Source organism: Bacillus sp. SIMBA_005 (genome assembly GCF_046535585.1).
Classification (GTDB): Bacteria; Bacillota; Bacilli; order Bacillales; family Bacillaceae; genus Bacillus; species Bacillus pumilus.
The window spans coordinates 42,036-65,374 of the sequence record NZ_JAWRWI010000008.1 but is presented as its reverse complement, the minus strand read 5'-3'; the positions used below and the strand labels follow the sequence as shown (position 1 = coordinate 65,374).

24 protein-coding genes are annotated in these 23,339 nt (G+C 42.0%); 5 read left to right on the top strand and 19 right to left on the bottom strand.

The annotated features are described in order from the left end of the window. Positions 1 to 22 precede the first annotated feature (22 nt). Positions 23 to 2,269, bottom strand: coding sequence for a DEAD/DEAH box helicase (locus SB660_RS14530; protein ID WP_339162883.1), 2,247 nt, complete (start codon positions 2,267 to 2,269; stop codon positions 23 to 25). A gap of 160 nt (positions 2,270 to 2,429) precedes the next feature. Here SB660_RS14530 and SB660_RS14525 point away from each other — a divergent pair, with 160 nt between their 5' ends. Continuing rightward, positions 2,430 to 3,548, top strand: coding sequence for an NADH-dependent flavin oxidoreductase (locus SB660_RS14525; RefSeq protein ID WP_235567057.1), 1,119 nt, complete (start codon positions 2,430 to 2,432; stop codon positions 3,546 to 3,548). A 50-nt stretch (positions 3,549 to 3,598) separates the two neighbouring features. Here SB660_RS14525 and SB660_RS14520 read toward each other — a convergent pair whose 3' ends face one another. Then, positions 3,599 to 4,105 carry a PTS sugar transporter subunit IIA gene (locus SB660_RS14520; protein WP_144462821.1) on the bottom strand — a complete coding sequence of 169 codons (507 nt, stop codon included), beginning with the start codon at positions 4,103 to 4,105 and terminating at the stop codon, positions 3,599 to 3,601. A gap of 167 nt (positions 4,106 to 4,272) precedes the next feature. On the opposite strand from SB660_RS14520, the gene SB660_RS14515 reads away from it, so the two are divergent. After that, positions 4,273 to 4,692 carry an Hsp20/alpha crystallin family protein gene (locus tag SB660_RS14515; protein ID WP_003215994.1) on the top strand — a complete coding sequence of 140 codons (420 nt, stop codon included), beginning with the start codon at positions 4,273 to 4,275 and terminating at the stop codon, positions 4,690 to 4,692. 20 nt (positions 4,693 to 4,712) lie between these two features. Here SB660_RS14515 and SB660_RS14510 read toward each other — a convergent pair whose 3' ends face one another. The 3 genes from SB660_RS14510 to SB660_RS14500 all read right to left on the bottom strand — a co-directional run bounded on the left by SB660_RS14510 (position 4,713) and on the right by SB660_RS14500 (position 5,934). Then, on the bottom strand, positions 4,713 to 5,165 hold the full coding sequence (locus SB660_RS14510) for a YppG family protein (protein WP_058014840.1): 453 nt from the start codon (positions 5,163 to 5,165) through the stop codon (positions 4,713 to 4,715). 106 nt (positions 5,166 to 5,271) lie between these two features. After that, a complete protein-coding gene (locus SB660_RS14505; protein WP_169057111.1) occupies positions 5,272 to 5,643 on the bottom strand; it encodes a YppE family protein in 372 nt (123 codons plus the stop codon). A gap of 57 nt (positions 5,644 to 5,700) precedes the next feature. Beyond that, a complete protein-coding gene (locus SB660_RS14500) occupies positions 5,701 to 5,934 on the bottom strand; it encodes a DUF5446 family protein (protein ID WP_223251159.1) in 234 nt (77 codons plus the stop codon). A gap of 196 nt (positions 5,935 to 6,130) precedes the next feature. Between SB660_RS14500 and sspM the strand changes: the two genes are divergently transcribed. Next, a complete protein-coding gene (gene sspM, locus SB660_RS14495) occupies positions 6,131 to 6,235 on the top strand; it encodes an acid-soluble spore protein SspM (RefSeq protein ID WP_012010346.1) in 105 nt (34 codons plus the stop codon). A 23-nt stretch (positions 6,236 to 6,258) separates the two neighbouring features. Here the strand turns inward: sspM and SB660_RS14490 are convergent, their stop codons facing one another. Continuing rightward, on the bottom strand, positions 6,259 to 7,215 hold the full coding sequence (locus SB660_RS14490) for a DUF2515 domain-containing protein (RefSeq protein WP_169057109.1): 957 nt from the start codon (positions 7,213 to 7,215) through the stop codon (positions 6,259 to 6,261). Between the two features lie 46 nt (positions 7,216 to 7,261). Between SB660_RS14490 and recU the strand changes: the two genes are divergently transcribed. Both recU and SB660_RS14480 read left to right on the top strand, forming a co-directional pair. Further along, a complete protein-coding gene (gene recU / locus SB660_RS14485; protein WP_058014838.1) occupies positions 7,262 to 7,873 on the top strand; it encodes a Holliday junction resolvase RecU in 612 nt (203 codons plus the stop codon). A gap of 43 nt (positions 7,874 to 7,916) precedes the next feature. Beyond that, positions 7,917 to 10,628 carry a PBP1A family penicillin-binding protein gene (locus tag SB660_RS14480; protein ID WP_410583082.1) on the top strand — a complete coding sequence of 904 codons (2,712 nt, stop codon included), beginning with the start codon at positions 7,917 to 7,919 and terminating at the stop codon, positions 10,626 to 10,628. Between the two features lie 34 nt (positions 10,629 to 10,662). On the opposite strand, the gene SB660_RS14475 is transcribed toward SB660_RS14480, so the two are convergent. From SB660_RS14475 to bshA, 13 genes are all read right to left on the bottom strand, one after another. Further along, a complete protein-coding gene (locus tag SB660_RS14475; protein WP_410583080.1) occupies positions 10,663 to 11,172 on the bottom strand; it encodes a YpoC family protein in 510 nt (169 codons plus the stop codon). Beyond that, positions 11,169 to 11,831 (bottom strand): endonuclease III, encoded by a 663-nt coding sequence (gene nth / locus SB660_RS14470; RefSeq protein ID WP_012010351.1) that lies wholly within the window; start codon positions 11,829 to 11,831, stop codon positions 11,169 to 11,171. Before nth ends, SB660_RS14475 begins: the two co-directional genes overlap by 4 nt. Positions 11,832 to 11,848: 17 nt before the next feature. Beyond that, positions 11,849 to 12,553 (bottom strand): DnaD domain-containing protein, encoded by a 705-nt coding sequence (locus SB660_RS14465; RefSeq protein ID WP_034661036.1) that lies wholly within the window; start codon positions 12,551 to 12,553, stop codon positions 11,849 to 11,851. 98 nt (positions 12,554 to 12,651) lie between these two features. Beyond that, entirely contained in the window at positions 12,652 to 13,944 is a 1,293-nt protein-coding gene (asnS, locus tag SB660_RS14460) for an asparagine--tRNA ligase (RefSeq protein ID WP_088001079.1), read from the bottom strand. A gap of 115 nt (positions 13,945 to 14,059) precedes the next feature. Then, a complete protein-coding gene (gene tseB, locus SB660_RS14455) occupies positions 14,060 to 14,545 on the bottom strand; it encodes a cell wall elongation/penicillin-binding protein regulator TseB (protein WP_410583077.1) in 486 nt (161 codons plus the stop codon). Positions 14,546 to 14,557: 12 nt separating this feature from the next. Beyond that, positions 14,558 to 14,728: a YpmA family protein gene (locus SB660_RS14450; protein WP_003215469.1), complete on the bottom strand. Its 171-nt coding sequence runs from the start codon at positions 14,726 to 14,728 to the stop codon at positions 14,558 to 14,560. 132 nt (positions 14,729 to 14,860) lie between these two features. Continuing rightward, on the bottom strand, positions 14,861 to 17,653 hold the full coding sequence (dinG, locus tag SB660_RS14445) for an ATP-dependent DNA helicase DinG (RefSeq protein WP_410583075.1): 2,793 nt from the start codon (positions 17,651 to 17,653) through the stop codon (positions 14,861 to 14,863). 113 nt (positions 17,654 to 17,766) lie between these two features. Then, on the bottom strand, positions 17,767 to 18,150 hold the full coding sequence (gene panD / locus SB660_RS14440) for an aspartate 1-decarboxylase (RefSeq protein WP_034620444.1): 384 nt from the start codon (positions 18,148 to 18,150) through the stop codon (positions 17,767 to 17,769). Next, complete coding sequence (panC, locus tag SB660_RS14435) at positions 18,143 to 19,009, bottom strand: pantoate--beta-alanine ligase (protein ID WP_058014832.1); 867 nt, start codon at positions 19,007 to 19,009, stop codon at positions 18,143 to 18,145. The genes panD and panC overlap by 8 nt, the downstream gene beginning before the upstream one ends. Then, entirely contained in the window at positions 19,006 to 19,845 is an 840-nt protein-coding gene (panB, locus tag SB660_RS14430; RefSeq protein WP_058014831.1) for a 3-methyl-2-oxobutanoate hydroxymethyltransferase, read from the bottom strand. The genes panC and panB overlap by 4 nt, the downstream gene beginning before the upstream one ends. A gap of 197 nt (positions 19,846 to 20,042) precedes the next feature. After that, positions 20,043 to 21,026 carry a biotin--[acetyl-CoA-carboxylase] ligase gene (locus SB660_RS14425; protein WP_410583072.1) on the bottom strand — a complete coding sequence of 328 codons (984 nt, stop codon included), beginning with the start codon at positions 21,024 to 21,026 and terminating at the stop codon, positions 20,043 to 20,045. Next, positions 20,999 to 22,201: a CCA tRNA nucleotidyltransferase gene (locus SB660_RS14420; protein WP_410583070.1), complete on the bottom strand. Its 1,203-nt coding sequence runs from the start codon at positions 22,199 to 22,201 to the stop codon at positions 20,999 to 21,001. The genes SB660_RS14425 and SB660_RS14420 overlap by 28 nt, the downstream gene beginning before the upstream one ends. Continuing rightward, positions 22,194 to 23,339 carry an N-acetyl-alpha-D-glucosaminyl L-malate synthase BshA gene (gene bshA / locus SB660_RS14415; protein ID WP_410583068.1) on the bottom strand — a complete coding sequence of 382 codons (1,146 nt, stop codon included), beginning with the start codon at positions 23,337 to 23,339 and terminating at the stop codon, positions 22,194 to 22,196. The genes SB660_RS14420 and bshA overlap by 8 nt, the downstream gene beginning before the upstream one ends.

Sequence of the window (23,339 nt, the reverse complement as noted above, 5' to 3'; positions counted from 1 at the left end):
AGCAGGTGTCCCCTCCTTTCCCTTAAAATACGGACATCAATTCAACGATGCTGCTTTTTCCGTTGACCTCTTTCATTTCCATGCCAATGCAGGATGGACAGCCATTGTCACAGCGGCACCGCTCAATGAGCTGAATGGCTGCGCCTGCTATTTCATCGAAGCGAGCTTGTACTTCCTTACTTAAGCCGATTCCGCCAGGGTAATGGTCATATAAAAAGACCGTCGGTTTTCCGGTATGTGCCGCTTTAATTTGTGAAACCACATGAATATCAGAACGGTCACACATCACAAAAGCAGGTACAATGTGCTGAAGAACATTTGCAATGCCTAGAAGCAGCTGTTCAAGAGTTTTCTCTTCAAATCTCAGCTCTGCCTCATGTAATTCAAACCAAGCAGCACTCGTATGAATTTCTTCTTCCGGTAAGTGAATCGGTCCAGACCCGATATTTTCACCGGTACTCAGACGGATTTTTTTAAAAATCGTCGGCATTGCGTTGACGGTCACATCACCGTAGTGAACAGATACAGCTTCCTTCTCTGTCGTCTGATCGATTTCAAGCACCTTAAGTTGGACGGCTAAATTCGCATCTGTATAGTATTCTACATCTACTTGTTTCACATAAGCCTTCAGATGCTCGTAATCTAGCTTTTCCACTTGATACTGAACCCCTTCGTGTAAATAAATGGCTTCATCATGAAGAAGCGTCATCGCACTGAAACGGTCCATCTCGCCAATAATCCGAACATTCGCCACATCTGATTGATCCACAATTACGACATTTTCCTGGCTTGCAGACCGGAGGCTGATGCCATGCGCTGGGAACGATTGATCTGACCAATAATACCGGTTCCCGCTAAAATGGAGAACGCCTTCCTCATGTAAGTATTGCAAAATCTCTTCTACGTCCATGCCGCCAAACTGTTCATCCTCCCGAAACGGGAGCTCGTAGGATGCACATTTTAAATGATCCACTAAAATGATGAGGTTCTCAGGGTTAATTCTGGCAGCTTCAGGTGGTCTATTAAAGAAATATTCTGGGTGTCTGACAATATATTGGTCAAGGGGTGAGGAGCTTGCCACCATGATAATGAGTGCTTCCTCATGACGCCTTCCAGCACGGCCTGCCTGCTGCCATGTACTCGCTACACTGCCAGGATACCCGGTCATGATACAGACCTTTAGCTGACCTATGTCTACACCTAATTCTAGTGCGTTCGTACTGACGACACCTAGAATGTCTCCTTCTCTCAATCCTTTTTCAATCACGCGCCGCTCTTTTGGTAAATAGCCTCCACGATATCCACGAATTGATTTTGGACCGATTTCTTTTTTCACTAGTTCTTGAATATGACTTAAAATCACTTCTACTCTTACTCTGCTTCTAGCAAAAACAATCGTTTGGATTTTTTCCTTTAAAAAAGTTTTAGCCAGTTGATTGACGACAGTGGCAGCACTTTGTCTAATATTTAGTGGTTTATTCACAACTGGCGGGTTGTAAAACACAAAATTCTTTTTACCGCTAGGTGCCCCGTTTCGCTCAATCAAATGCATCTTGCTTCCCGTTAGCTGCTGCGCAAGCTCTTTTGGATTTGCAATCGTTGCGGACGTACAAATGAAAATCGGATCACTTCCATAAAAAGCACAAATTCGTTTTAACCTGCGAATCACATTGGCTACATGACTGCCAAATACGCCTCGATATGTATGAAGCTCGTCTATGACAATATACTTCAAATTCTCAAACAAGCTGACCCATTTCGTATGATGAGGCAAAATGGCTGAATGCAGCATATCCGGGTTTGTGATGACAATATGTCCTGCTTGTCTAACTCGCTGCCGAATGGCGGGTGAGGTATCCCCATCATATGTTTCACTATGAATCGGAACATCCATCTCGTGGATGATCTCGTTAAGTTCACTCTTTTGGTCTTGTGCGAGCGCTTTTGTTGGGAATAAATAAAGGGAGCGGCTTGTCTGATCTTCTACGATCGACTGAAGGACAGGCAGATTGTAGCAAAGTGTTTTACCTGAAGCTGTTGGTGTGACAGTTACAACATGCTCCTCGTCCATCACACGTTCAAAGGCTTCCTTTTGATGAATGTAGAGTTCACTCACGCCTCGTTTCTCAAGCGCCTTTTTCAGCTTTTCGTTCACTCTTTCAGGCACTGGAGAGGTCTGTGCGGGCTTCGCTTCAATTTCATGCCAATGTTCTACCTGTTCATCTTTTTTTAATTCTTCTATGAGTTCGTTCATTGTTTTCTTTTTCATATCGCATCACCTCTCTTACATAGTGTACCGAATATTTGTTTGCATGACTAGGCGGCAATTTTTTGATGCGCAGCTTATGAGCAAATACTTTGAAGTGTTGTAACAGTATCTATTACACTTCTATAGTGAAATGATTTTATCAAGGAAGAAGATGATGAGAGTGAAAAACGAATTTAAGCCTTTATTTGAACCATTTACGTTTCCAGGAGGTGCGTCTATTAATGGCCGGTTAGTCGTTGCGCCAATGACACACTTCGGTTCTCACGAGGATGGCACCATTTCTAAAGAGGAAATTGATTTCATTACAGCTAGATCTAGTGAGATGGGCATGGTGATCACAGCATGTGCAAACGTGACTCCAGATGGTAAGGCATTTGAAGGACAGCCTTCTATCGCAAGAGATGAAGATATACCCGGTCTGAAAAAACTAGCTTCTGCGATTCAGGCAAAGGGAACAAAAGCCATCATTCAAATTCATCACGGCGGCTCTCAGGCTCTCCCTCACTTAGTTCCAAATGGTGATGTGGTTGCGCCAAGTGATGTGTTTAAAGATGGAAATCAGATAGCACGCGCTTTAAAAGAAGAGGAAATTGTCCATATCATTGACTCTTTTAAAGAAGCAGCAAGACGAGCGGTCGAAGCAGGATTTGACGGCGTGGAAATCCACGGTGCAAACGGTTATTTATTACAGCAATTTTACTCTCCGCATAGCAATCAGCGGACAGATCAGTGGGGAGGAAATGAAGAAAAGCGTCTAGCTTTCCCTATCGCTGTTGTGGATGCAGTGAAAGAGGCAATCGAAAAACATGCGACAAAACCGTTTATCTTTGGATATCGATTATCCCCTGAAGAACCAGAAACACCTGGTTTAACGATGACAGAGACGTTTACCTTAGTCGATGTTCTTAAAACTAAAAACCTTGATTATTTGCATATCTCTTTAATGGAGATTGACTCTAAAGCAAGACGCGGTGCAGATACGGATAAGACTCGGATGGAGCTGCTAAAGAATCGCTGCGGCGATACACTTCCGCTCATCGGCGTAGGCAGCGTGATTACAGCCGAAGATGCACTAAATGCCTATAACCAAGGAATTCCGCTTATCGCTGTCGCACGTGAACTGATCGTCGATCCAGATTGGGCAAAGAAGATTAAAGAAGGCAGAGAAAGCGAGATTGAAACTGTCATTAAACGAAGCCAAAAAGATCAGTATTTGATCCCAGAAGGATTGTGGTCTGTTATGGAAGCGAGTCAAGGCTGGGTTCCGATGGAAGATTAATGTCAGCAAAAAAACTACCCTCATGCGATTGGGTAGTTTTTTTGTCCTGATTATTTTAATTTAACGGTAAAAAGCTTAGATGTTTGTTTTTCAACAGATCCCTTTGGCTCTTTTTCGAGATGCTCGATCAAGTCACCATTCATAATGACAATCGGTGTCACTGTGCTTGACGCTTTCTCTTCAATCAGTTCTAAATCACACGTAATGAGAGGGTCACCGATCTTCACTTTATCTCCCTCTTTGATGTGCGCTTCAAATCCTTCACCATTTAATCCCACTGTTTCAAGTCCGATATGAATCAGAAGCTCAAGCCCTGAGAGTGTTCGAATGCCAATTGCATGTTTTGTATGGAAGAGCTGGATGATTTCACCCTCTACTGGTGACACAATCGTACCACTTTTTGGTTTGACTGCTACGCCGTCTCCCATCATCTTTTGAGAAAAAACAGGGTCTGGTACATCCGTCATATCCATTAACTCTCCATCAGCTGGAGAATAAATGATTTCTTCCTTTACATCATCTTGGTTTTTCCCGAAACCGAATAATTTTTTCAGCAATGTCAATTGCTCCCTTCAAGCTTTGCTTCTAGATCTATTCCGTGTATGAAACGATACGCTCATACACCTTGCTTCATTCAACACTATTTAATCATAATTTTTTCCTCTCATCAATTGATAACCGCCTGACTCCTTTCTGCATAGGCTGTAGATGAGAGGTGATTCAAATGGAACATGAAGGCGAAAAGAAACATGAATTGCTGGCAAATGAAGATATTCTCTATGAAGCGATTGAACAATTTTTCGCATCCTCCCCGTTTCATGAGATATTAAATAGTGCGGAGGCGCTCATGACCACATCGCATTCACTTGCATCGATTACGACCGATGTGACAGAGGATGAGCAGTTTGTGTATATCGCAATCCAATTTCCCGACCATTTTGTTGAAGGCGATATCGCGCTAGAAGTAAAAGCCCAATATTTACACTTATCCGTGCAAGAAACAATCAAAACGGATACAACTTCCTCGTATTCGAGCTTTACAAAAACCATTTTAATGCCGGCAAAAATAGATGAAACGAACATGAAAAGCGTGTGGAAAGATCAAACACTTCGTGTAACGGCACCAAAGCAAAGAGCCCAATAGATCCTTCTATTGGGTTTTCACTATGCTTTAAAAATGCTCGTAAATCCTTTCGCTAATGAGCCTACTTGATTCATCGTACTCATCATTTGCCCAGCTGTATCAAACATTTTGTTAAAGTCGAATTGTCCATTCGTTTTTTTGAATTGCGATAGCACACTTTTAAATTGAGATGATTGCTGTTTTTGCGGTCTAGGCAAAGGATAAGGGTTCATAGGCTGCTGCATGGGCATCATGCCTGGTGGCTGCATCTGGGGTTGATTGATCGCTTCGGGCGGCTGATAAGGCGGTCCATTTTCTTGGTATCCATAAGGCGGCTGATAGACAGCAGGTGATGCCTGGCTCATGCCACCTTGATGTGGCGGCATGAAATATTCTGGAGGCTGCGGAGGCTGCTGCTGCATTTCTGGATACGGAAAAGGCCCTTGATTGAATGGATTGAATTCATACGGCTGCTGGTTTGAATAAGGGATCATATATCTCGCTCCTCTCGCTCTCAACACATAGTCTTGTCACTCATATATTATGATGAAAAACAGAAGATGTGCCTAAAGCAGCCATAAGAAAAACGCAGCGATATCTTCAGCTGCGCTTGTTAATTTCTTCTATTAAAAGGTTCAGTGTGTAAATCACTGACTCAACTAAATTTTTCACACGGGGTGCATGCTGTTTGCCAAAATAAGATTGCAGGACAACCTCTTTCCCATTTTCTTTGACGGCTTCAAGCTGTTCTTCGTGTAAATATCTAGGTTTCGCCAGATGAATAAACGAGATCGCAGCAGTGAGCCACTCTTCCATTTTCTGATCAAATGTCTCAACGGCTGGCTGAATTTCTGTGTGAAAATCATAAACCGGATATTCCTCTTCAGCCTTTCCCTTTTGGTACTGCTCATACGCCTCTTCGATCCATATTCTCAGCTCTTGTGTATGTTTAAGTAATGTTTGATTATCCAAAGTGTTCACCTCTATGAACCATCCTATCAAACGTTTACTTATTGCTCAAATAGAAAGCTACCCTGCGTGGTATGCCGGTCTTGCCGCCAGTTGATACTCAGCTGCGTGAATCTTCACTTCACAGTCCTTTACTTCCGATTCAAGCCGGTCTATCATTTGCTCTTGCTCTTCTATGGCTGCACGTGTTGTTTCGTTCACAGCAAGAGACAGCTCTTCTTCCACCGCATCAATTTTTCGCTCGATTTCCTCTAATAACTGCAAAATGGATTCTTTTGATACAAATTCGCTCATCATCAGATTCCTCCTTTATCGTCTCTCGTTACATTCTCTTTTCTTTCACACCCTCCTTCACACATGACAAAACTAGAAGCAAATCGCCAATCTAAGTGTAGATGAGCGCTATTTCTCCCTTTTCGACATATGCTTGTCCTTCTTTGTATGATTGCGTCCGATTGTGTAAATTCTAAGGACAAAGGAGGTAGATTTCATGAAAAAGCAGCCAGCACCAAAAGAGCAAAAACCAAAAGGGAAAGAAAACAGTACAGATCAGCTTGATAAAAAGCTCGGCGGTCCTAATCGACCATCCACGTAAAAAAAGCAGGTACCCCCTGCTTTTTATTTATGCAAAAAATAGTGCTCTAATGAGAAAAGAAAACGAAGCTGTCTTTTTTTATGAAAATACCAGTCGGTCAGCTCAATTTGTTTTGGCAGCGTCTCTGCATCAAACAAAGATGGGCTCAATTTCTTTTGAAACCAATCTTCTCTTTGATCGTCTAATGAATGTGTCATCACTGGATAAACAGTTCGAAGAAAAGGTGTTGACCTCCTAGCGATCCCTAAAAACGGCTCAAAATCAAACCGTGATCCGGTATGCGGAACAGTATGCAAAAAATGATAAAAATCCGAAAATAAATCGGCCCGAAATAATAGTTTCGCTAGTTTTTTCCCTAATGTAATACGCTCCTTTACGTGGGAAAACTTCCGTATGGTTAACCCGTATAAATGCCCGTCCACCGTTGGAAAAACAACGGTTTGAAAATGTCCCCACTCGCTGAACAGATATTGAATCGAGTGAAAAACATTCTTTTTCAGAAGAGGATTTTGTATAATAGGAGATTGTATAGTATATTGTTCATTTATGATGAGTGCATAAAGCAGGCGCTCTGTGTCACGCTTTAACCAAAATCGTTCCCACTCAGTGCTCATAAAACGAGATACAGAAAAATACGGAAGCAGATGAAACAAGGGTTTGCCGCACCGCTTAGACCATTCATATAAAAGAAGCTGAGGGTAAGCATCCGAAAAGATCAGCCAATTCGCTCTTTCATATGCTGTGAAGAAAAGGTGCCCCTCTCGATCTGTTAAACCTGGATGGAAGAGCTCGCCCTTTAGATCCGTCATAGACCATCCGGCATTTCTCGAGACAAAGGAAGCAAGCAGCGACCATTTCATCTCTGGATGACGGTCATAAAAGCGCTTGTAAGCATTTGTCCTCGTCAGGTTGTCTTTATTTTTCACTTTCGTTTCACGCAATATATGCTGAGTGATGATGTGCTCTTTTTGTGACAACATAGGTATCTCTCCAATACAAAATGCATTAAAAGGAGGCTGAAACTTGATGATTCGGTATCCAAACGGAAAATCGTATCAGCCCATTCAACCAATTGGGACAAAAAAAAGAATCAGCGGCGAATCCTCTTATAGTAACCGCGGGATGACGCTTGAGGCTGACTTAAATGAAACCAACCAGTACTATTTGGTCAACGGGATCGCAGTCATTCATAAAAAGCCTACCCCCGTTCAAATTGTGAATGTGGATTATCCTAAAAGAAGCGCTGCTGTGATCAAAGAAGCCTACTTTAAACAATCATCCACAACAGACTATAATGGAGTGTACAAAGGGCGCTATATCGATTTTGAAGCAAAGGAAACCAAAAGCACCACCTCGTTTCCGCTCAAAAATTTCCACGACCATCAAATTGAGCATATGAAACAGGTTGAAAAGCAAGGCGGTATTTGTTTCGTTATTATATCCGCATTTGGCTCCGTTTATTATTTGCCCGCTTCAGATCTCTTTTTCTTTTGGGAGCGGCAGAAGCTAAACGGCCGAAAATCCATTAGTAAAGACGAATTAGTGGAAGCAGGCCACTTAATGACACTTGGATATTCGCCAAGAATTGATTATATTAAAGTAGTGGAGACACTTCATTTTTCGGATGAAAGTGAGTAACAATGACGTTCGAAAAAGGTTTAACACGAAAGGTTGAGATGTGATGTCTGATCAATTTACAAGTCGTGAACAGCGACGTAAAGCAAGTCAAGAAAACAATAAGAAGCAAAAGAACAAAAAAGGCAAAAAGAAAGCAGGTCTATTTAAAAAAATATTTTTATCTTTACTTGTGATCGGTCTTCTATGTGTAGTGGCCGGAATCACAACTTTTGCCGTTTTTGCATCAAGCGCTCCTTCAATTGATGATAGTAAGCTCAAAACACCGTATTCTTCAAAGCTTTATGACATAGACAAGAAAGTGTTTGCAGAAGTCGGTGCGGAAAAAAGAACGTATGTCTCGATTAAAGATATACCTGATGTGGTAAAAGAAGCATTTATTGCAACGGAAGATGCACGTTTTTATAAACACCACGGGATTGACCCAATCCGTATTGGCGGTGCCCTTGTCGCAAACGTCGAGGACGGTTTTGGAGCTGAAGGTGGAAGTACAATTACACAGCAAGTTGTGAAAAACACTCTACTTAACAATCAAAAAACGTTAAAACGTAAAGTACAGGAAGTATGGCTCTCGATTCAGCTTGAGCAAAAGTACTCTAAAGATGAAATTTTAGAAATGTATTTAAACCGTATTTTCTTCTCGCCTTATGCCTATGGTGTTGGGAAAGCGGCTGAACAATTTTTCGGCGTGACAGATTTAAATAAACTAACTGTTGCACAGTCTGCCACACTTGCAGGTATGCCGCAGAGCCCTTCTGCTTATAACCCAGTGAAAAATCCTGAGGCAGCGGAAAAACGCCGTAATATCGTATTAGGCCTCATGAAAAAACAAGGCTATATTTCAGAGAAAGACTATGAAGTTGCAAAAGCAACCCCTGTCAAAAAGACCGTAGTCCCTGCTGATAAATATAAGAGCCAGAACTCAAGTAAGTATTCTGCTTACATTGAAGAAGTCATGGAAGAAGTACAGAAAAAAGCCAAAGTGGATGTATCAACAGATGGACTAAAAATCTATACATCACTTGATCGAAAAGCTCAGGATCACTTAGATGATATTATCAATGGGGATTCAGTTGGTTTTACAAAAGGTATGCAGGCGGGTGTCACCCTGCTTGATACGAAAAATGGTGAAATCCGAGCTATTGGCGGTGGACGTGATGTACCAGCTGGCGGCTTTAACTATGCGACAGATGCAAAACGTCAGCCAGGTTCAACGATCAAACCAATTTTAGATTACGGTCCTGTCATTGAAAACAAAAAATGGTCAACGTATCAGCAAATTGATGATGCGCCATATACGTACTCAAACGGTACACCGATTAATAACTTTGACAGAAGACATTTAGGTAAAATGTCGATGAGAAGTGCTTTGGCACAATCAAGAAACATCCCTGCCCTAAAGGCTTTCCAAGAAGCTGGCACAGACAATGCCGTTAAATTCGCTAATAACTTAGGTATGGACTTACCGTCTGACATTCCAGAGTCTTACTCAATCGGTGGATTTGACGATGGTGTCTCCTCCCTGAAGATGGCTGGAGCCTTTAGTGCATTCGGTAATAATGGATACTATAATGAACCGCATGCTGTCACATCTGTTGAATTTAATGACGGTACAAAGCTTGACCTTACGCCAGATTCCAAAGCGGCTATGAGTGATTACACAGCATTTATGGTCACAGATATGCTAAAAACTGCTGTCCAATCTGGAACTGGGACACTTGCACAAGTACCGAACGTTCAAGTAGCTGGTAAAACAGGTACAACGAACTTTACACAAGATGATATCAATAAATACAATATACCTTCTGGCGGTGCGAAAGATTCGTGGTTTGTTGGTTATACGCCGCAATATACAGCAGCCGTTTGGACTGGGATCGGTAACTCAAAAGATGCGGACGGCAAAATGTGGCTCACAGATTATGAGCAGCGTGTTGCCAAAATCGTCTTCCAGCGATTAATTTCTCAAATTGATGATGGAAGCGGCTCATTTGAAAAACCAGACAGTGTCGTTGAAGCTACGGTTGAAAAAGGATCGGATCCAGCGAAATTAGCCGGACCAAATACACCGAGCGATAAGAAGACAACAGAATACTTTGTAAAAGGAACGGTTCCGACAAAAGTGTCTGACACATATGAGAAAAAAGAAGCAGATAAGCCTTCTGACTTAAAAGCAGTGTATGATGAAGAGAAAAAATCCATCACACTGACTTGGGGCTATGATGACGACGCAGATGCTACATTTAATGTAAAACAAGCGGTTGATAACGGCGGCTATAAAGAGATTCAAAACAGTTCTGCTAAAGAAGCGGTTATCTCTAATGTGAAGCCTGGCTCTACTTATAAATTCCAAGTGACAGCCACTGTTGAGGATGTTACAAGTAAAGCAGCTTCTACTTTCCTCACCATCAAGGATGATGAAGATGAGGAAGAAAAAGCAGATGATGAGAACAAAGAAGAAGAACCTCAGCAGCCTGACGACGAGCAGACAGACCAGACTGACGATAACAAAAATCAACCCCCAGGCACTGATGAGCAAAAGCCAGATGATAAAAAAGATCAAGACAAAGATAAGGATCAGGATCAAGGCGGAAATACGGAAAACGGAAATAATGGTTCTTCCGATAATGGCTCAGACAGTACAAATGGGAACGGAAACTCACAAACTGACAATAAAGATAAAAAGAAAGATGATGCGAAAACCAACTCTCAAAGCTCAAATTCGCAATCAACTTCTCCTAATCGAAAAGAAAATGAATAATGAAAAGCACTTGCCTATATGGCAAGTGCTTTTTTTAACGGTTTTGTCTAATCTTTTTAAGTACTTCATATTTCCCATACTGCTTTTTTAGTTCTGTGTATAGCTCGTCTAGTTGAATAAAGCAGTGATATTGAGTCGGTTTTAGCAAAATGAACTCTAAACGTTCTGTCCAATTAATAGGAGCAACAGGAAATGTCTCTTGCTTAATATGTTCCCAATCAAGCGTTTGAAGTCTCTCCCCTTTGATCCAGTAAAACACAGCAATCATACTGACAATCCCTTGCAGCATATCATCTTCTTCACACCGTGACTTTCTTGTTTGAAAACGAGGAAGCATTTTTTCTTTTAATTCATTCCACAGTTCGAACATCACAGGAACAAATTCTTCTGTGTTCTGCCATGGAAGTTCATTTGTAAAAAGTTCTGATGATAGATCATATGCGAGTGGATGCTCTCTAAGGATGTCTACTCGATCGCCTTTCATCTCTACCTTTTTCCCTTTTAATTTTTCGACATATGCGGAAAAAACAACTGCCCCGCTCATGCCAGCTTCACCAATCCTTTTTTCAGCCTTTTCTGCCCTTCTCTACACATATCAAGAAGCGGACAAGATTCGCACTGCGGACGCTGCGCCTTGCAGTGATATCTTCCAAAAAAGATTAGGCGGTGATGCGTCACAGACCAATCTTCTTCTGGCACTTTTTTCATTAAAGTTTGTTCTACTTCGAGAACTGAATCCTTCCAGCGGCAGATTCCAAGTCGCTTGCTGACACGTTCCACATGTGTATCCACTGCAATTGCCGGCACCCCAAAAGCGACCGAAACGACGACATTTGCTGTTTTCCGGCCCACCCCAGGAAGCTTCACAAGTTCGTCCCGATCTTTTGGCACCTCGCCGCCATATTCTTCAATCAGCATTTTGCTCAACTTTTGAATGTTTTTGGCTTTATTTCGATAAAGGCCAATCGAACGAATATCTTGCTGCAATTCTTCAAGCGGTACACTTAAATAGTCTTCTGGTGTTTTATATTTTTGAAATAACGTTTTGGTCACTTTGTTGACAAGCACGTCTGTACACTGCGCAGAGAGTGCTACAGCGATCACAAGTTCAAATGGATTGGAATGAACAAGCTCACACTCAGCTTCTGGAAACATATCTCCTATAATATCTAAACATTCATTGATTTGTTTTTTTGATAACATGACTTCTCCTTTATTGGTTATTGTTCCAGCCAATTATAAAAAGGAACTTGTCGCTTATATGTTGACGTCTCTTCTTTTGAAGGTGGCGCTTTTTGCTGAGAACGGAAATGCTGGCTATGCTCTTTTGCTTCTTCCGCTGTTTTCAGCCCTTTCTTTTTCCACTCAAACAGAATTCGGTCGATATAACGGAAATTTAATTTTCCTGATAAAACCGCTTCTCTTAATGCTAGGCGGATCATTTCAGCATCATGATGGTCTTGGTCCATCCAAATCGAGAGTGTTTCTCCTTCAAGAGGAGACAGTGGTCTGCCAAATTCATCTTCAAATAAAGCATATAAAGACTTTTCAGCCTGTACATGAAGTTTTTGACCTTCCTTCGCTTGTTTTGCCTCTAGAAAGTCATACAGCACGCCCCATAAAGGCTCAACTGAGTAACGGTCATGCTGAATACCAGACCCGTCTTCAAACGGCTGAATCGAAATAAATCCTTTTTGAATTAAATGCTGAACCATATACGCACACTCTTCAGCTGAAATGGTCATGCCATGGGATAGCTCTTCAAACGTTTGAAAGAACACACCTTGTTCTTCATTCATTTTAATCTTAAGCATCACCATCATTTGTGATTCATTCAGTCCTAACTGCTCATAATGAGCAATCAGCAAATTAGGCAAACTAGTCGAGCCCATTTGCTGCATATTAATAAATTGCTGCCTATTCATCGGATACACCTCTTCACTTTAAGTATATCACGTTTTATTTCACGTGCCCCTTCAAAAAACGTTTGAAAAAGCCTCCATATGTTGGAGGCTTTCACGTCTTAAGGATATAAACGGTTTAATAATCTTGGGAAAGGAATGGTTTCACGCACATGCGGCGCTCCACTAATCCAAGCAACTGTACGTTCAAGTCCAAGACCAAAACCTGAATGCGGTACAGAACCATATTGTCTTAATTCTGTGTACCATTTATAAGTTTCTTGATCTAGGCCGTGTTCTTTCAATCTTGCTTCAAGCAGCTCTAGATCATGGACACGTTCAGAACCGCCAATGATCTCTCCGTAGCCTTCTGGTGCAATCAAGTCTGCACAAAGAACGACATCATCACGATCTGGTGCAGGCTGCATGTAAAATGGTTTTAATGATGTTGGATAATGAGTGATAAACACCGGTTTATCGTAGCTTTCAGCGATCGCTGTTTCGTGAGGCGCGCCGAAGTCATCTCCCCATTCAATATCGTCAAATCCTTTTTCTTGCAAGAATTTAATTGCTTCATCGTAAGTGATGCGCGGGAATGGTGCTTTGATATTTTCTAATTTTGCTGTATCACGGCCAAGTGTATGCAGTTCCACTTTACAGTTTTCAAGTACACTTTGAACCACATGAGTCACATAATTTTCTTGATACTCAAGATTTTCATTGAATTCGACAAAAGCCATCTCAGGCTCGATCATCCAAAACTCAATTAAATGACGTTTTGTTTTAGATTTTTCAGCTCTAAATGTTGGGCCGAATGAGAATACTTTTCCGAGTGCCATTGCCGCAGCTTCCATGTAAAGCTGTCCACTTTGAGAAAGGTACGCATCTTCATCAAAATATTTCGTTGCAAACAGCTCCGTTGTACCCTCAGGTGCACTTCCAGTTAAAATTGGCGGGTCTACTTTCACGAAGCCTTCTTGATGGAAGAATTCATATGTAGCACGAATGATTTCGTTACGAATTTTCATAATAGCATGCTGCTTTTTAGAACGAAGCCATAAATGACGGTGATCCATTAAGAATTCTGTTCCATGCTCTTTTGGTGTAATCGGGTAGTCAGTTGCTTCGTGAATCACTTCAATGGATTTCACTTGCAATTCAAAACCAAGAGGTGAACGCTCGTCTTTTGTTACTTGTCCTGTCACATAGACAGATGTTTCTTGAGTAACTGATTTCGCAAGCTTAAAGACTTCCTCTTCCACTTCTGCTTTTACTACGACTCCTTGAATAAAGCCTGTCCCGTCACGCAGCTGCAAGAATGCAATTTTACCGCTTGAACGTTTATTGGCAATCCATGCGCCGATGGTTACATCTTCATCGACATGTTTGAACACTTGATTAATCGTTGTTTTCAACATAATTCCCTCCAAAGCCAGAAAGAAGCTCACCTTTTCGATAGGTGTGATTCTTTTTTCATACATTTTATTATAACCGTTCTAAATCAGCATGGTCAACGCAAGACAGGAGAAACTACGGTGTTACATTTTTTTCCACGTTCCCTGTCAAGAAATCGACATAGCTAAAGCTGTATTGATTGTTTTCATTTAAGTACGTCACTTCCCAAAGGAGTACGTCACCTTCTCTTGCTAATTGAACGTCCTTTAGCTTAGAGACCGTGTTCTCCTTTTGAACGGCTTGTACTGCTTGATTTGAGGTAATGCCTTCTTTTGCTTTTTTTGCGATCACTTTTTCTTTTTTGCTGGCAGGTACCCAAACATAGGTTGTTTCGTTTTGTTTGTTTTTCCCTTCAACAATAAATTGTTTTTCTTTTCCAACAAAAGTTTCTACTTGCTCCACTTGTACGATGTTTGCTTGTTTTTTTGCTCGTTCAATCGCCGCCTCATGACCTTGTTCTTTTTGTCCCATGGCAATCTGATAAATCCACGTAAAGCTGATGATACCAATGAGCAAAACGAGAGCCACAATGGATGAGATGATCCAGACTATTTTTTTCATGTCAAGCTTCCCCTATGTGCGATATATTGTAAATATCGCTTGATTTTGATCTTCTTGATCTAATGCCAATCCAAACATGAGATCTTCTCTTTTAAGCGTTCTGTTCAATAAGTCAACAATTTTATACAGGTCTTCTGAATGCTTAATGTGAACAGTTGAAAGTACCTCTATTTTACTTTCCACTTCTAATTCCTCCTCGGTACGTAAATATTGTTAGTCATACTTTTCGGCACGGGAACCGATACTATTTTTACAACGGAACACAAAAAGCCGTTACGATAAATTAACTCCAAACCCACACCAGCTAAAGGCCGCTTATGACAGCGGCTTTTCGTTTTTGAGTTTCTCTATATACGCCTCAAGTGATTCTTTTGACATCTCGTGGACTGGCGCATGAGGGAGTGATTCTAAAAATAGCTTTCCATATGACGCGGTTTTCACTCGGCGGTCTAAAATGAGCAATGTCCCTATGTCTTTTTCAGAGCGCAGCAAGCGTCCTGCACCTTGTTTAAAGGTTAACACAGCTTCTGGGAGAGCAACGGCTTTAAACGGGTTCTTCCCCTGTTTTTTAGCGGCATCACATTTTGCTTCAATGAGCGGTGAATCAGGCGGCCGAAACGGAAGACGTGCCATAATAACTGTTGTCAGCTCTGATCCAGGAAAATCGACACCTTCCCAAAAACTACCCGTACCAAGTAAAATTGCATGTTTTGCTAATTTGAACATCTTCGTTAATTTAACAGGACTACCGCCCGTCAGACCTTGGGCAAAAAGGGCGGCTTGCATCCCTTCTGTTTTCAGTTCATCATACACTGCTTTTAACATCTCATGTGAATTAAACAACACCAATATTTTCGCTTGTTGCTGCTTTTCCATTATCTTAATGTACCGTACTGCTTGCTTTACATAGTCACGCTCATCACGGTTCGTAATCGGCGGCATATCAGCTGGTACAATCACCTTGAGCTGTTTCTCAAGTTCAAACGGTGACTCAATCTGTACAAGATGCGGATAAAAATCTTGCAGACCAAATCGTTCTAAGCAATAATCAAAACGACCATTAATTGTGAGTGTCCCTGATGTGAGGACAACACTTTTTTTGTTCATAAAAAATCGATCCGCTAAAAGCTCGCCGGTATCTAGCGGCTGTGCATGCATAAAGACAGCATTTTTGGCACCCTTTGCATCGATCTCAATCCAAACCGTTTCATCGTTTTTCGGTTCAAAAATGAACCGGTACAGCGTACTGCAAAATGTATGCATAAACGACATCACTTGATCGTATTCCTCTGCTTCAAACGCAAAGTGTTCTGTCAGCTGATCACTTTTTTGAAGAAGCTCGCTTTTTTGCTGTTCATACAGCTTTTCACAAGCAATTAACAAGGAACAAAGCTTACTTGCCGTCTCTTTAATCCGTTTCCACTGCGCATGCTTCGACTGATGACGTACTCTATGAATGAGACGATTGATGTCTGCTTTTGGTTTTGTCCTTTTCACAAAAGAATGAACGGTACTAAAGAAGGCGTCACTTTCCATTTGAAGCTGCTGAAGATACTCATCCATTTCGATAAAGGTGTCCGTCTGTAAGCCGGCACCATGAAATCTCTTTTTCAGCCTCTTTAACAGACCGCCCTGTAATGAGCCAAGCTGCGTTAATTTCGCATGAAGCTGGATATACGACGCACTATCCCCTAGCGTTTCATTGGCTGTTTTCTCAAATTGGTGAGCCTCGTCAATCACATATACGTCTGCATGCTGAAAGATAGATGATGCTTCCGTTTGTGATAAGAGCAGGCGATGATTCGTTAAAATTAAATCAGCTGTTTTCGCCCTTCTTTTTGCACGCTCATAAAAGCAGTATTCCTTAAAGCGGCGCTTTTTCGATGTAAATGGCATGTGCACACACGAAATCCGGTCTTTTATATTGGCAGCTCCTGAAGGTAAATTTAGTTCAGATAAATCACCCGTTTCTGTCACAAGGAGCCACATTAATATTTGCGCCTTCGTTAAGACCACATCATAGTTATCATCTTCCTCATGCAGCACATGCTCAAACTTATCTAAGCAAATATAATGCGCCCGACCTTTGAATACACAGGCTGCTGGCTCAAATGGAAGCAATTGATTTAAAATCGGCACATCACGCTGAAGCATTTGCTGCTGCAAAAGAATGGAATATGTACTAATAATGACAGGTTTTCCTGATTTTTTTGCTTCTAATGCGGCTGGTATGAGGTATGCAAGCGTTTTTCCAATACCTGGTGCCGCTTCAATTAAAGCATAAGCTCTTTCATGAAACACATCTCTTACTTTATTCATCATCTTGAGCTGGCCTTCTCTTACTTCATAGCCTTCCACCGTTTGGGGAAGCTTCTTTTTGATCTCCTCAAACAGCTGTTCATCGTCTTCCCCTACTGAATCTGTCGTATCCTTTTCAGAATTGGTGACATCTTTAACAGCAAAAGAGCCTACTTCTACCAAAGAATCTTCACGGCTGGCATCACTCATTTCAAGCTGCTGGATTAAAAATCCAATATCACTTAAGAGATAAGAGGATAATCTGCGCAGCTGCTTAAGTACATTTGGCGGTGTATGTGTCAATTGATGGAGTAAGGTTAAAAATAACATGGCAGTAACTTCCGCATCACTATCCGCCCTGTGCGGGTGGTCATGTGGAAGCATGAGCTCTTCACTTAATTCAGTGAGCTTATAGCCTTCAAGCTCTGGATAAAGAATTCTAGAAATTTCAACTGTATCAATCGCTAGCACATCCAGCTCATTTTTCCCGCATGCTTTTAGTTCATCATTTAAAAAGTTCAAGTCAAAATGAACATTGTGCGCAACAAAATAAGCGCCTTGAATGAGATCATACACCTCTTGGGCAATGTCCTCAAAAAACACTGCATCGTCTACCATATGCTGCTGAATGCCTGTCAGCTGTTCAATAAATCCAGGGATCGTTTTTCCCGGGTTCACATATTTTGAATACCGTTCGACAATTTGTCCATTTTCAATGACCACCGCAGCAATTTGAATGATTTTATCACCCTTCTTAGGTGAATTTCCGGTGGTTTCAATATCAACGACAACAAACCTTTGATCGGCCATAAAATGGACACCTCAATTCCTCGTTCCACTCAAAGTGAAACACGCTCTGGGCAAAAATAGCTGAAACAGAACAGCTCCTTTGCTTAAACTGTTCTGTTTCATTGGAGCATGCGTTATAAAATCGTTCTCGCAGGCTCTTGCCCAATCATTTGTTCAATTTGATTTTCTTTATTTAACACGACCACTTTTGGTGTATGTGTCTTTGCTTCTTCTTCTGAAAGCATCCCATAAGCGATAATAATCACTTCATCCCCCGGCTGAACCAATCTTGCTGCTGCGCCATTTAGACAAATGACACCGCTCTTTCTTTCACCGGGAATAATATATGTTTCAAGTCTCGCGCCATTATGATTATTGACAATCTGTACTTTCTCATTTGCCATCATACCTGCCGCATCAAGTAAATCTTCGTCAATGGTGATGCTTCCTACATAATGTAAGTTTGCTTCTGTTACTGTCGCTTTATGAAGTTTAGAAGTCATAAAGGTTCTATACATGCTTTTCACCGCTTTCAGGAACATGGAATATCACATTATCAATCAGTCTTGCCCGTGAGAATTTCACCGCAATCGCAATGATGACCTGACCTGCTAACTGCTGAAGCGGCTCAAGCTCTGGATAAGAGTAAATCTCAATATAATCAATTTCCCCGCTAGTTTGAAGAATTTCCTCTTCTACCAACTGATAAATGCGACTGACGTCACGTTCACCTTTTTCAACCGCTGACTGTCCTTTTTTCAATGCGCGGTACAAAGCAGGAGCTTCTTGTCTTTCTTTATCAGACAAGTACACATTTCTTGAACTTTTCGCTAAACCGTCTTCTTCCCTAACTGTCGGCACTGAGACGAGGTGAAGATCAAAGAAGAAATCCTTGATCATCGCATCGATCACAGCGACTTGCTGTGCATCCTTTAGACCAAAGTATACATTTGTTGGTGCTACAAGATGAAATAGCTTTGTAAGCACAGTAACAACACCGTTGAAATGTCCTGGACGTTTTTTCCCGCATAAGACATCAGTTCGCTTTTGAACCGTCATCGTGATCGATGGTTCATTTGGATACATTTCTTTCACATCAGGTGTAAATAAAATATCTACCCCTGCTTCTTCTGCAAGGCGCTGATCTCTTTCCATATCCCTTGGATAGGATTCAAAGTCTTCGTTCGGTCCAAATTGCAAAGGATTGACAAAAATACTCATTACCACAATGTCATTTTGATCCCTTGCTTCTTTCGCAAGCGTCAGATGTCCTTCATGAAGAAAGCCCATCGTTGGGACAAAGCCGATGGAATGCTGTTTTTCTTGATGCAACTTGATCAATTCCTTCAACTCGTGAATATGGGTGACAACGTTCATTTTTTGATACCCCCATATAAACCATCAAGGACTTCTTCTTTGATATGAAATGTATGCTTGTCTTCTGGAAATGTGTGTGCTTTTACTTCTTTTGTATATTGAATAAGCGCTTCTTCTAATACAGTATCAATTTGCGCGTATTGTTTCACAAACTTAGGTGTTCTAGACACGCCGTATCCTACCACATCATGGTAAACGAGAACTTGTCCGTCTGCCTCAGCCCCTGCACCAATCCCGATCACAGGAATCTTCAGCATGTCGGTAATTCGTTTTGTCAGTTCACCAGGTACGCATTCAAGCACAAGTGCAATCGCACCCGCTTCCTCACATTTTAAGCTGTCTTCTATCAATTTCTGCGCACTTTCGTGGTCTTTTCCTTGCACTTTATACCCGCCAAGTACTCCAACTGACTGAGGTGTGAGGCCTAAATGACTGACGACAGGAATTCCGCCTCTTGTAAGGGCTTGAATGGATTCAAATACTCCATCTCCACCTTCTAGCTTTAAGGCATCCGCACCGCTTTCTTGCATGATGCGTGCTGCGTTTTTCAATGTTTCTGCTAATGAATAATGGTAAGACATAAATGGCATATCCGTCACAATAAATGTGTCTTTTGCGCCTCTTTTCACTGCTTTTGTGTGATGAATCATGTCATCGATCGTGACTTGTACTGTCGAATCTAATCCAAGTACAACCATCCCAAGTGAATCACCGACTAAGATCATGTCGACTTCCGCTTTTTCTGCTTGCTTTGCAGATGGATAGTCGTATGCTGTCAGCATTACAATCGGTTCATTTTGTTCTTTCATTTTGAAAAAATCTAGCTTTGTCTTCATTTGTTCCTCCTCATTCTGGAGAGGAGATGGCTTGCCTCACATCACATGTTTTGATCTCTCATGCGCGGCGAATCATCCCTCTGTCCAAGTCCCTTAGGATCAAGGCAGAAATTCATCAAATTTTTGTTTCTAACAGGTACAGCTCTTTTCAGATACTGCCCACACGAAGTATATCAAAAATGTGCCGGGTGTTCCACTTAAGTTGACTTGATCTCGATGTCTGCGGAGTAGATTTTTTGGATCCCTTCCTCCGTTTCAAGCAATAAAACACCTTCTTCATTGATTCCGAGCGCTTTTCCAGTGTATTGCCCATTGACGGTACGGGCCACAATATGCTGACCGATCGTCATCGCAAACGATTCCCACAATTGTTTAATGGGCGCAAATCCATGGTTCATATAATCAGCATACCTTTTTTCAAATGTGAACATGATCTGTTGGATGAGCGCAGCACGGTCCACTTTTTCATTCAGTTCCATTCGCATGCTCGTAGCGACATCCTTTAGTTCATCCGGAAAGTCATCTGCCGTTTGATTCACATTAATGCCCGGTCCAATAATCACAGCATGAACCTGATCCGCCTCTGCTTTTAATTCAGTCAAAATACCAACGACTTTTTTCCCGTTTAGCAAAATATCATTTGGCCATTTAATAGAGGGGCTGAGTCCTGTTTGCTCTGCAATAGCTTCTGCGATGGCTACAGATGCCAAAAGCGTCATCTGCGGCGCTTTGTGCAGCGGAATTTCAGGGCGTAGAATGAGACTCATCCAAATGCCTGTCCCATTTGGTGAATGCCACGTTCTTTGAAGGCGGCCTTTCCCGTTTGTCTGATGATCACTGACAACGAGCGTGCCGTGGGGCGCACCTTCATTTACAAGACCATGGGCAATCAGCTGTGTGGAAGCGACTTCTTTCTGAAAATAAATGTGTCTGCCAAAGCTCTCTGTGTCGAGACCAAACAGAATTTCGTCCTCACTTATTTTGTCCGGTTTACGTAACAGGCGATATCCTTTTCTTCTGACGGCTTCTACCTCATAGCCTTCTTTTCTGAGGTCCTCTATATGCTTCCAGACAGCCGTTCGAGAACAGCCAAGCTCATCACATATTTGCTGACTTGAAACAAAGTCCTGACTAGATGCTGTAAATAGTTCGATTAATCGTTTTCTAATTGCTGATCGCATGCTGTAAGCCACTCCTCTATGGCTTCTTTTCGGTTTTCCAAATGATTGTGCAGAACGGCTTTTTTCACCAAATTAAGCTCTTCTGCGATCCATTTTCCTGATGTCTTTTGCCGAAAGGCCATTAAATCTTTACCTGAAACAGCGAGGTCTTGAAGCGTTTTAATCGGCAGTGCATCATAAGAACGCTTCGCAGCCTCCAGCTCGTCAAAGAAAATGCGGCGCTCGTGTTTTAGCTGTGTGATCTTCAAGCTAGATAAGAGCACGTGTTCACCAGCCTCGAACATCTTCTCCGCATCCCAGTCACAATCGACGTATCGGCTAATGGCCACCGCGTCTTTTAATAGCTTTGTTGACAGCTTCCATTCTTTTAAGAAGAGCACAGCCTCCTCTTCATCTAAGCCAAACAAATGGATAACAGCTCCCCATACTTCTTCCAGTCCATCCAGTAAATAATACGGAAATGACTGAAAAGATTCTTGTAGACGATCCTTTTTGAGACCCGGCAATTCTTCATACAATTTGGTAGAAATGAGCACTTTGATCGCCCGCTCACAATAACGTCCTTTTAAAAGCTTTTCCATTTCAATCTTTTTGCGTTCAACGGATATGTTGGCAAGGAGATGCTTATCTTTTTCCATTGCCTCAGCCGTTTCTGCAGCGAGCTTAAAGCCAAGCTGGCTTAAAAAACGGACCGCTCTCATCATCCGAAGCGCATCTTCTTGAAAGCGGCACGCAGGATCTCCTACGGTTTGAATTCGTTTCCGCTCAATATCCTGTTTGCCCCCTACATGGTCAATGATCTCCCCATTTATATCCATGGCCATCGCATTGATCGTTAAATCTCTTCTTAGAAGATCTTCCTTCAAGGATGTGATAAACTCCACTTCTTTCGGTCTGCGAAAATCTTCATATTCTGATTCAGTTCGAAACGTTGTCACCTCATAGCTAATCCCATCATGTAACACAATGACAGTGCCATGCTCTTTGCCAACATCAACTGTTTTTTCAAATAAAGACTCGACCGTATCAGGCGTTGCATCCGTTGCTATATCGATATCGCCGATTTCCCTGCCTAAAAGGACATCTCTCACTGCTCCGCCGACAAAGTAAGCCTGATGCCCATGTTCGTGCAGTGTATGTAAAATAGGGATCGCATGTGTGAATGGTTCATTCATGTTCATCATCACCTTCGATCAATTCTAGGTAAAGCTCTTCATATTCACTCACAATTTTTTCAGAAGAGAAATGGGCTTGAACGCTAGACTGGGCCGCCGCCGACACTTGCTCATGAAGCGCTTTGTCTTTCAGTATAGAGACTGCGTGTTTAGCTGCCGCTTCTATATCGCCGAGCGGGACAAGGAAACCTGTTTCCCCATGTGTAATGACTTCTGGAATCCCGCCAACATCAGTCCCAATACACGGGACACCGCATGCCATTGCCTCAAGAAGCACAAGTCCGAAGCTCTCTTTCTCAGATAGAAGCAGCTTCAAATCACTGATGGAATACAGCTCTTCTACTTTCTCTTGCTTCCCTAAAAATAACACGCGGTCTGTCAGCCCTAGCTTTTTCACGAGTTCGCAAACAACCGATTTTTCTGGACCGTCCCCAATGAGCAGCAGTTTTGCATTCACCTGTTCAGAGATTTTTTTAAACACATGAATGACATCATGCACTCGCTTCACCTTGCGGAAATTCGATACATGGATGACGACCTTTTCATCATGTAAAAGACCATAGTGTCTCTTCAGCACATCGTGATCTTCACGCAAGTATACACGCTCATCGACGAAATTATGGATTGTTTCGATCTTTTTATTTGGTTTGATGAGGTCGTACGTCTGCGCAGCTAATGAATGCGACACCGCCGTTACCCGGTCTGATGATTCGATCGCAAAGCGAATGACTTCCTTTAGTGATGGATCATAGCCTAATACCGTAATATCCGTCCCATGAAGCGTCGTGACGACTTTTACAGAGTGTCCTATCATTTGCTTCGCTAAGTACGCACAGACGGCGTGAGGCACCGCATAGTGCGCGTGAATAATATCAAGCTTCTCTCGTCTTGCGACTTCTGCCAATTTACTTGCTAATGCAAGGTCATAAGGCGGATATTGGAAAACAGCGTATTGATTGACATCCACCTCATGAAAATAAATATTCGGATACACTTTATTGAGCCTAAACGGAATACTTGAGGTAATGAAATGAACATCGTGCCCTTTTTCAGCTAAACGTTTTCCAAGTTCCGTCGCAATAATGCCAGAGCCACCGACACTTGGATAACAAGTGATTCCGACCTTCAGTTTTTTCAT

Bases quoted from the DNA above. Each gene is read 5' to 3' on its own strand.
- panB (WP_058014831.1), bottom strand. From the start codon at position 19,845: ATGAAGACAAAGCTAGATTTTTTCAAAATGAAAGAACAAAATGAACCG.
- SB660_RS14510 (WP_058014840.1), bottom strand. From the start codon at position 5,165: ATGATCCCTTATTCAAACCAGCAGCCGTATGAATTCAATCCATTCAAT.
- sspM (WP_012010346.1), top strand. From the start codon at position 6,131: ATGAAAAAGCAGCCAGCACCAAAAGAGCAAAAACCAAAAGGGAAAGAA.
- bshA (WP_410583068.1), bottom strand. From the start codon at position 23,339: ATGAAAAAACTGAAGGTCGGAATCACTTGTTATCCAAGTGTCGGTGGC.
- tseB (WP_410583077.1), bottom strand. From the start codon at position 14,545: ATGAAAAAAATAGTCTGGATCATCTCATCCATTGTGGCTCTCGTTTTG.
- SB660_RS14480 (WP_410583082.1), top strand. From the start codon at position 7,917: ATGTCTGATCAATTTACAAGTCGTGAACAGCGACGTAAAGCAAGTCAA.
- panC (WP_058014832.1), bottom strand. From the start codon at position 19,009: ATGAACGTTGTCACCCATATTCACGAGTTGAAGGAATTGATCAAGTTG.
- SB660_RS14465 (WP_034661036.1), bottom strand. From the start codon at position 12,553: ATGAATAGGCAGCAATTTATTAATATGCAGCAAATGGGCTCGACTAGT.
- SB660_RS14500 (WP_223251159.1), bottom strand. From the start codon at position 5,934: ATGAGCGAATTTGTATCAAAAGAATCCATTTTGCAGTTATTAGAGGAA.
- panD (WP_034620444.1), bottom strand. From the start codon at position 18,150: ATGTATAGAACCTTTATGACTTCTAAACTTCATAAAGCGACAGTAACA.
- SB660_RS14425 (WP_410583072.1), bottom strand. From the start codon at position 21,026: ATGCGATCAGCAATTAGAAAACGATTAATCGAACTATTTACAGCATCT.
- nth (WP_012010351.1), bottom strand. From the start codon at position 11,831: ATGTTATCAAAAAAACAAATCAATGAATGTTTAGATATTATAGGAGAT.
- recU (WP_058014838.1), top strand. From the start codon at position 7,262: ATGATTCGGTATCCAAACGGAAAATCGTATCAGCCCATTCAACCAATT.
- SB660_RS14530 (WP_339162883.1), bottom strand. From the start codon at position 2,269: ATGAAAAAGAAAACAATGAACGAACTCATAGAAGAATTAAAAAAAGAT.
- SB660_RS14515 (WP_003215994.1), top strand. From the start codon at position 4,273: ATGGAACATGAAGGCGAAAAGAAACATGAATTGCTGGCAAATGAAGAT.
- dinG (WP_410583075.1), bottom strand. From the start codon at position 17,653: ATGGCCGATCAAAGGTTTGTTGTCGTTGATATTGAAACCACCGGAAAT.
- SB660_RS14420 (WP_410583070.1), bottom strand. From the start codon at position 22,201: ATGAATGAACCATTCACACATGCGATCCCTATTTTACATACACTGCAC.
- SB660_RS14490 (WP_169057109.1), bottom strand. From the start codon at position 7,215: ATGTTGTCACAAAAAGAGCACATCATCACTCAGCATATATTGCGTGAA.
- SB660_RS14475 (WP_410583080.1), bottom strand. From the start codon at position 11,172: ATGAGCGGGGCAGTTGTTTTTTCCGCATATGTCGAAAAATTAAAAGGG.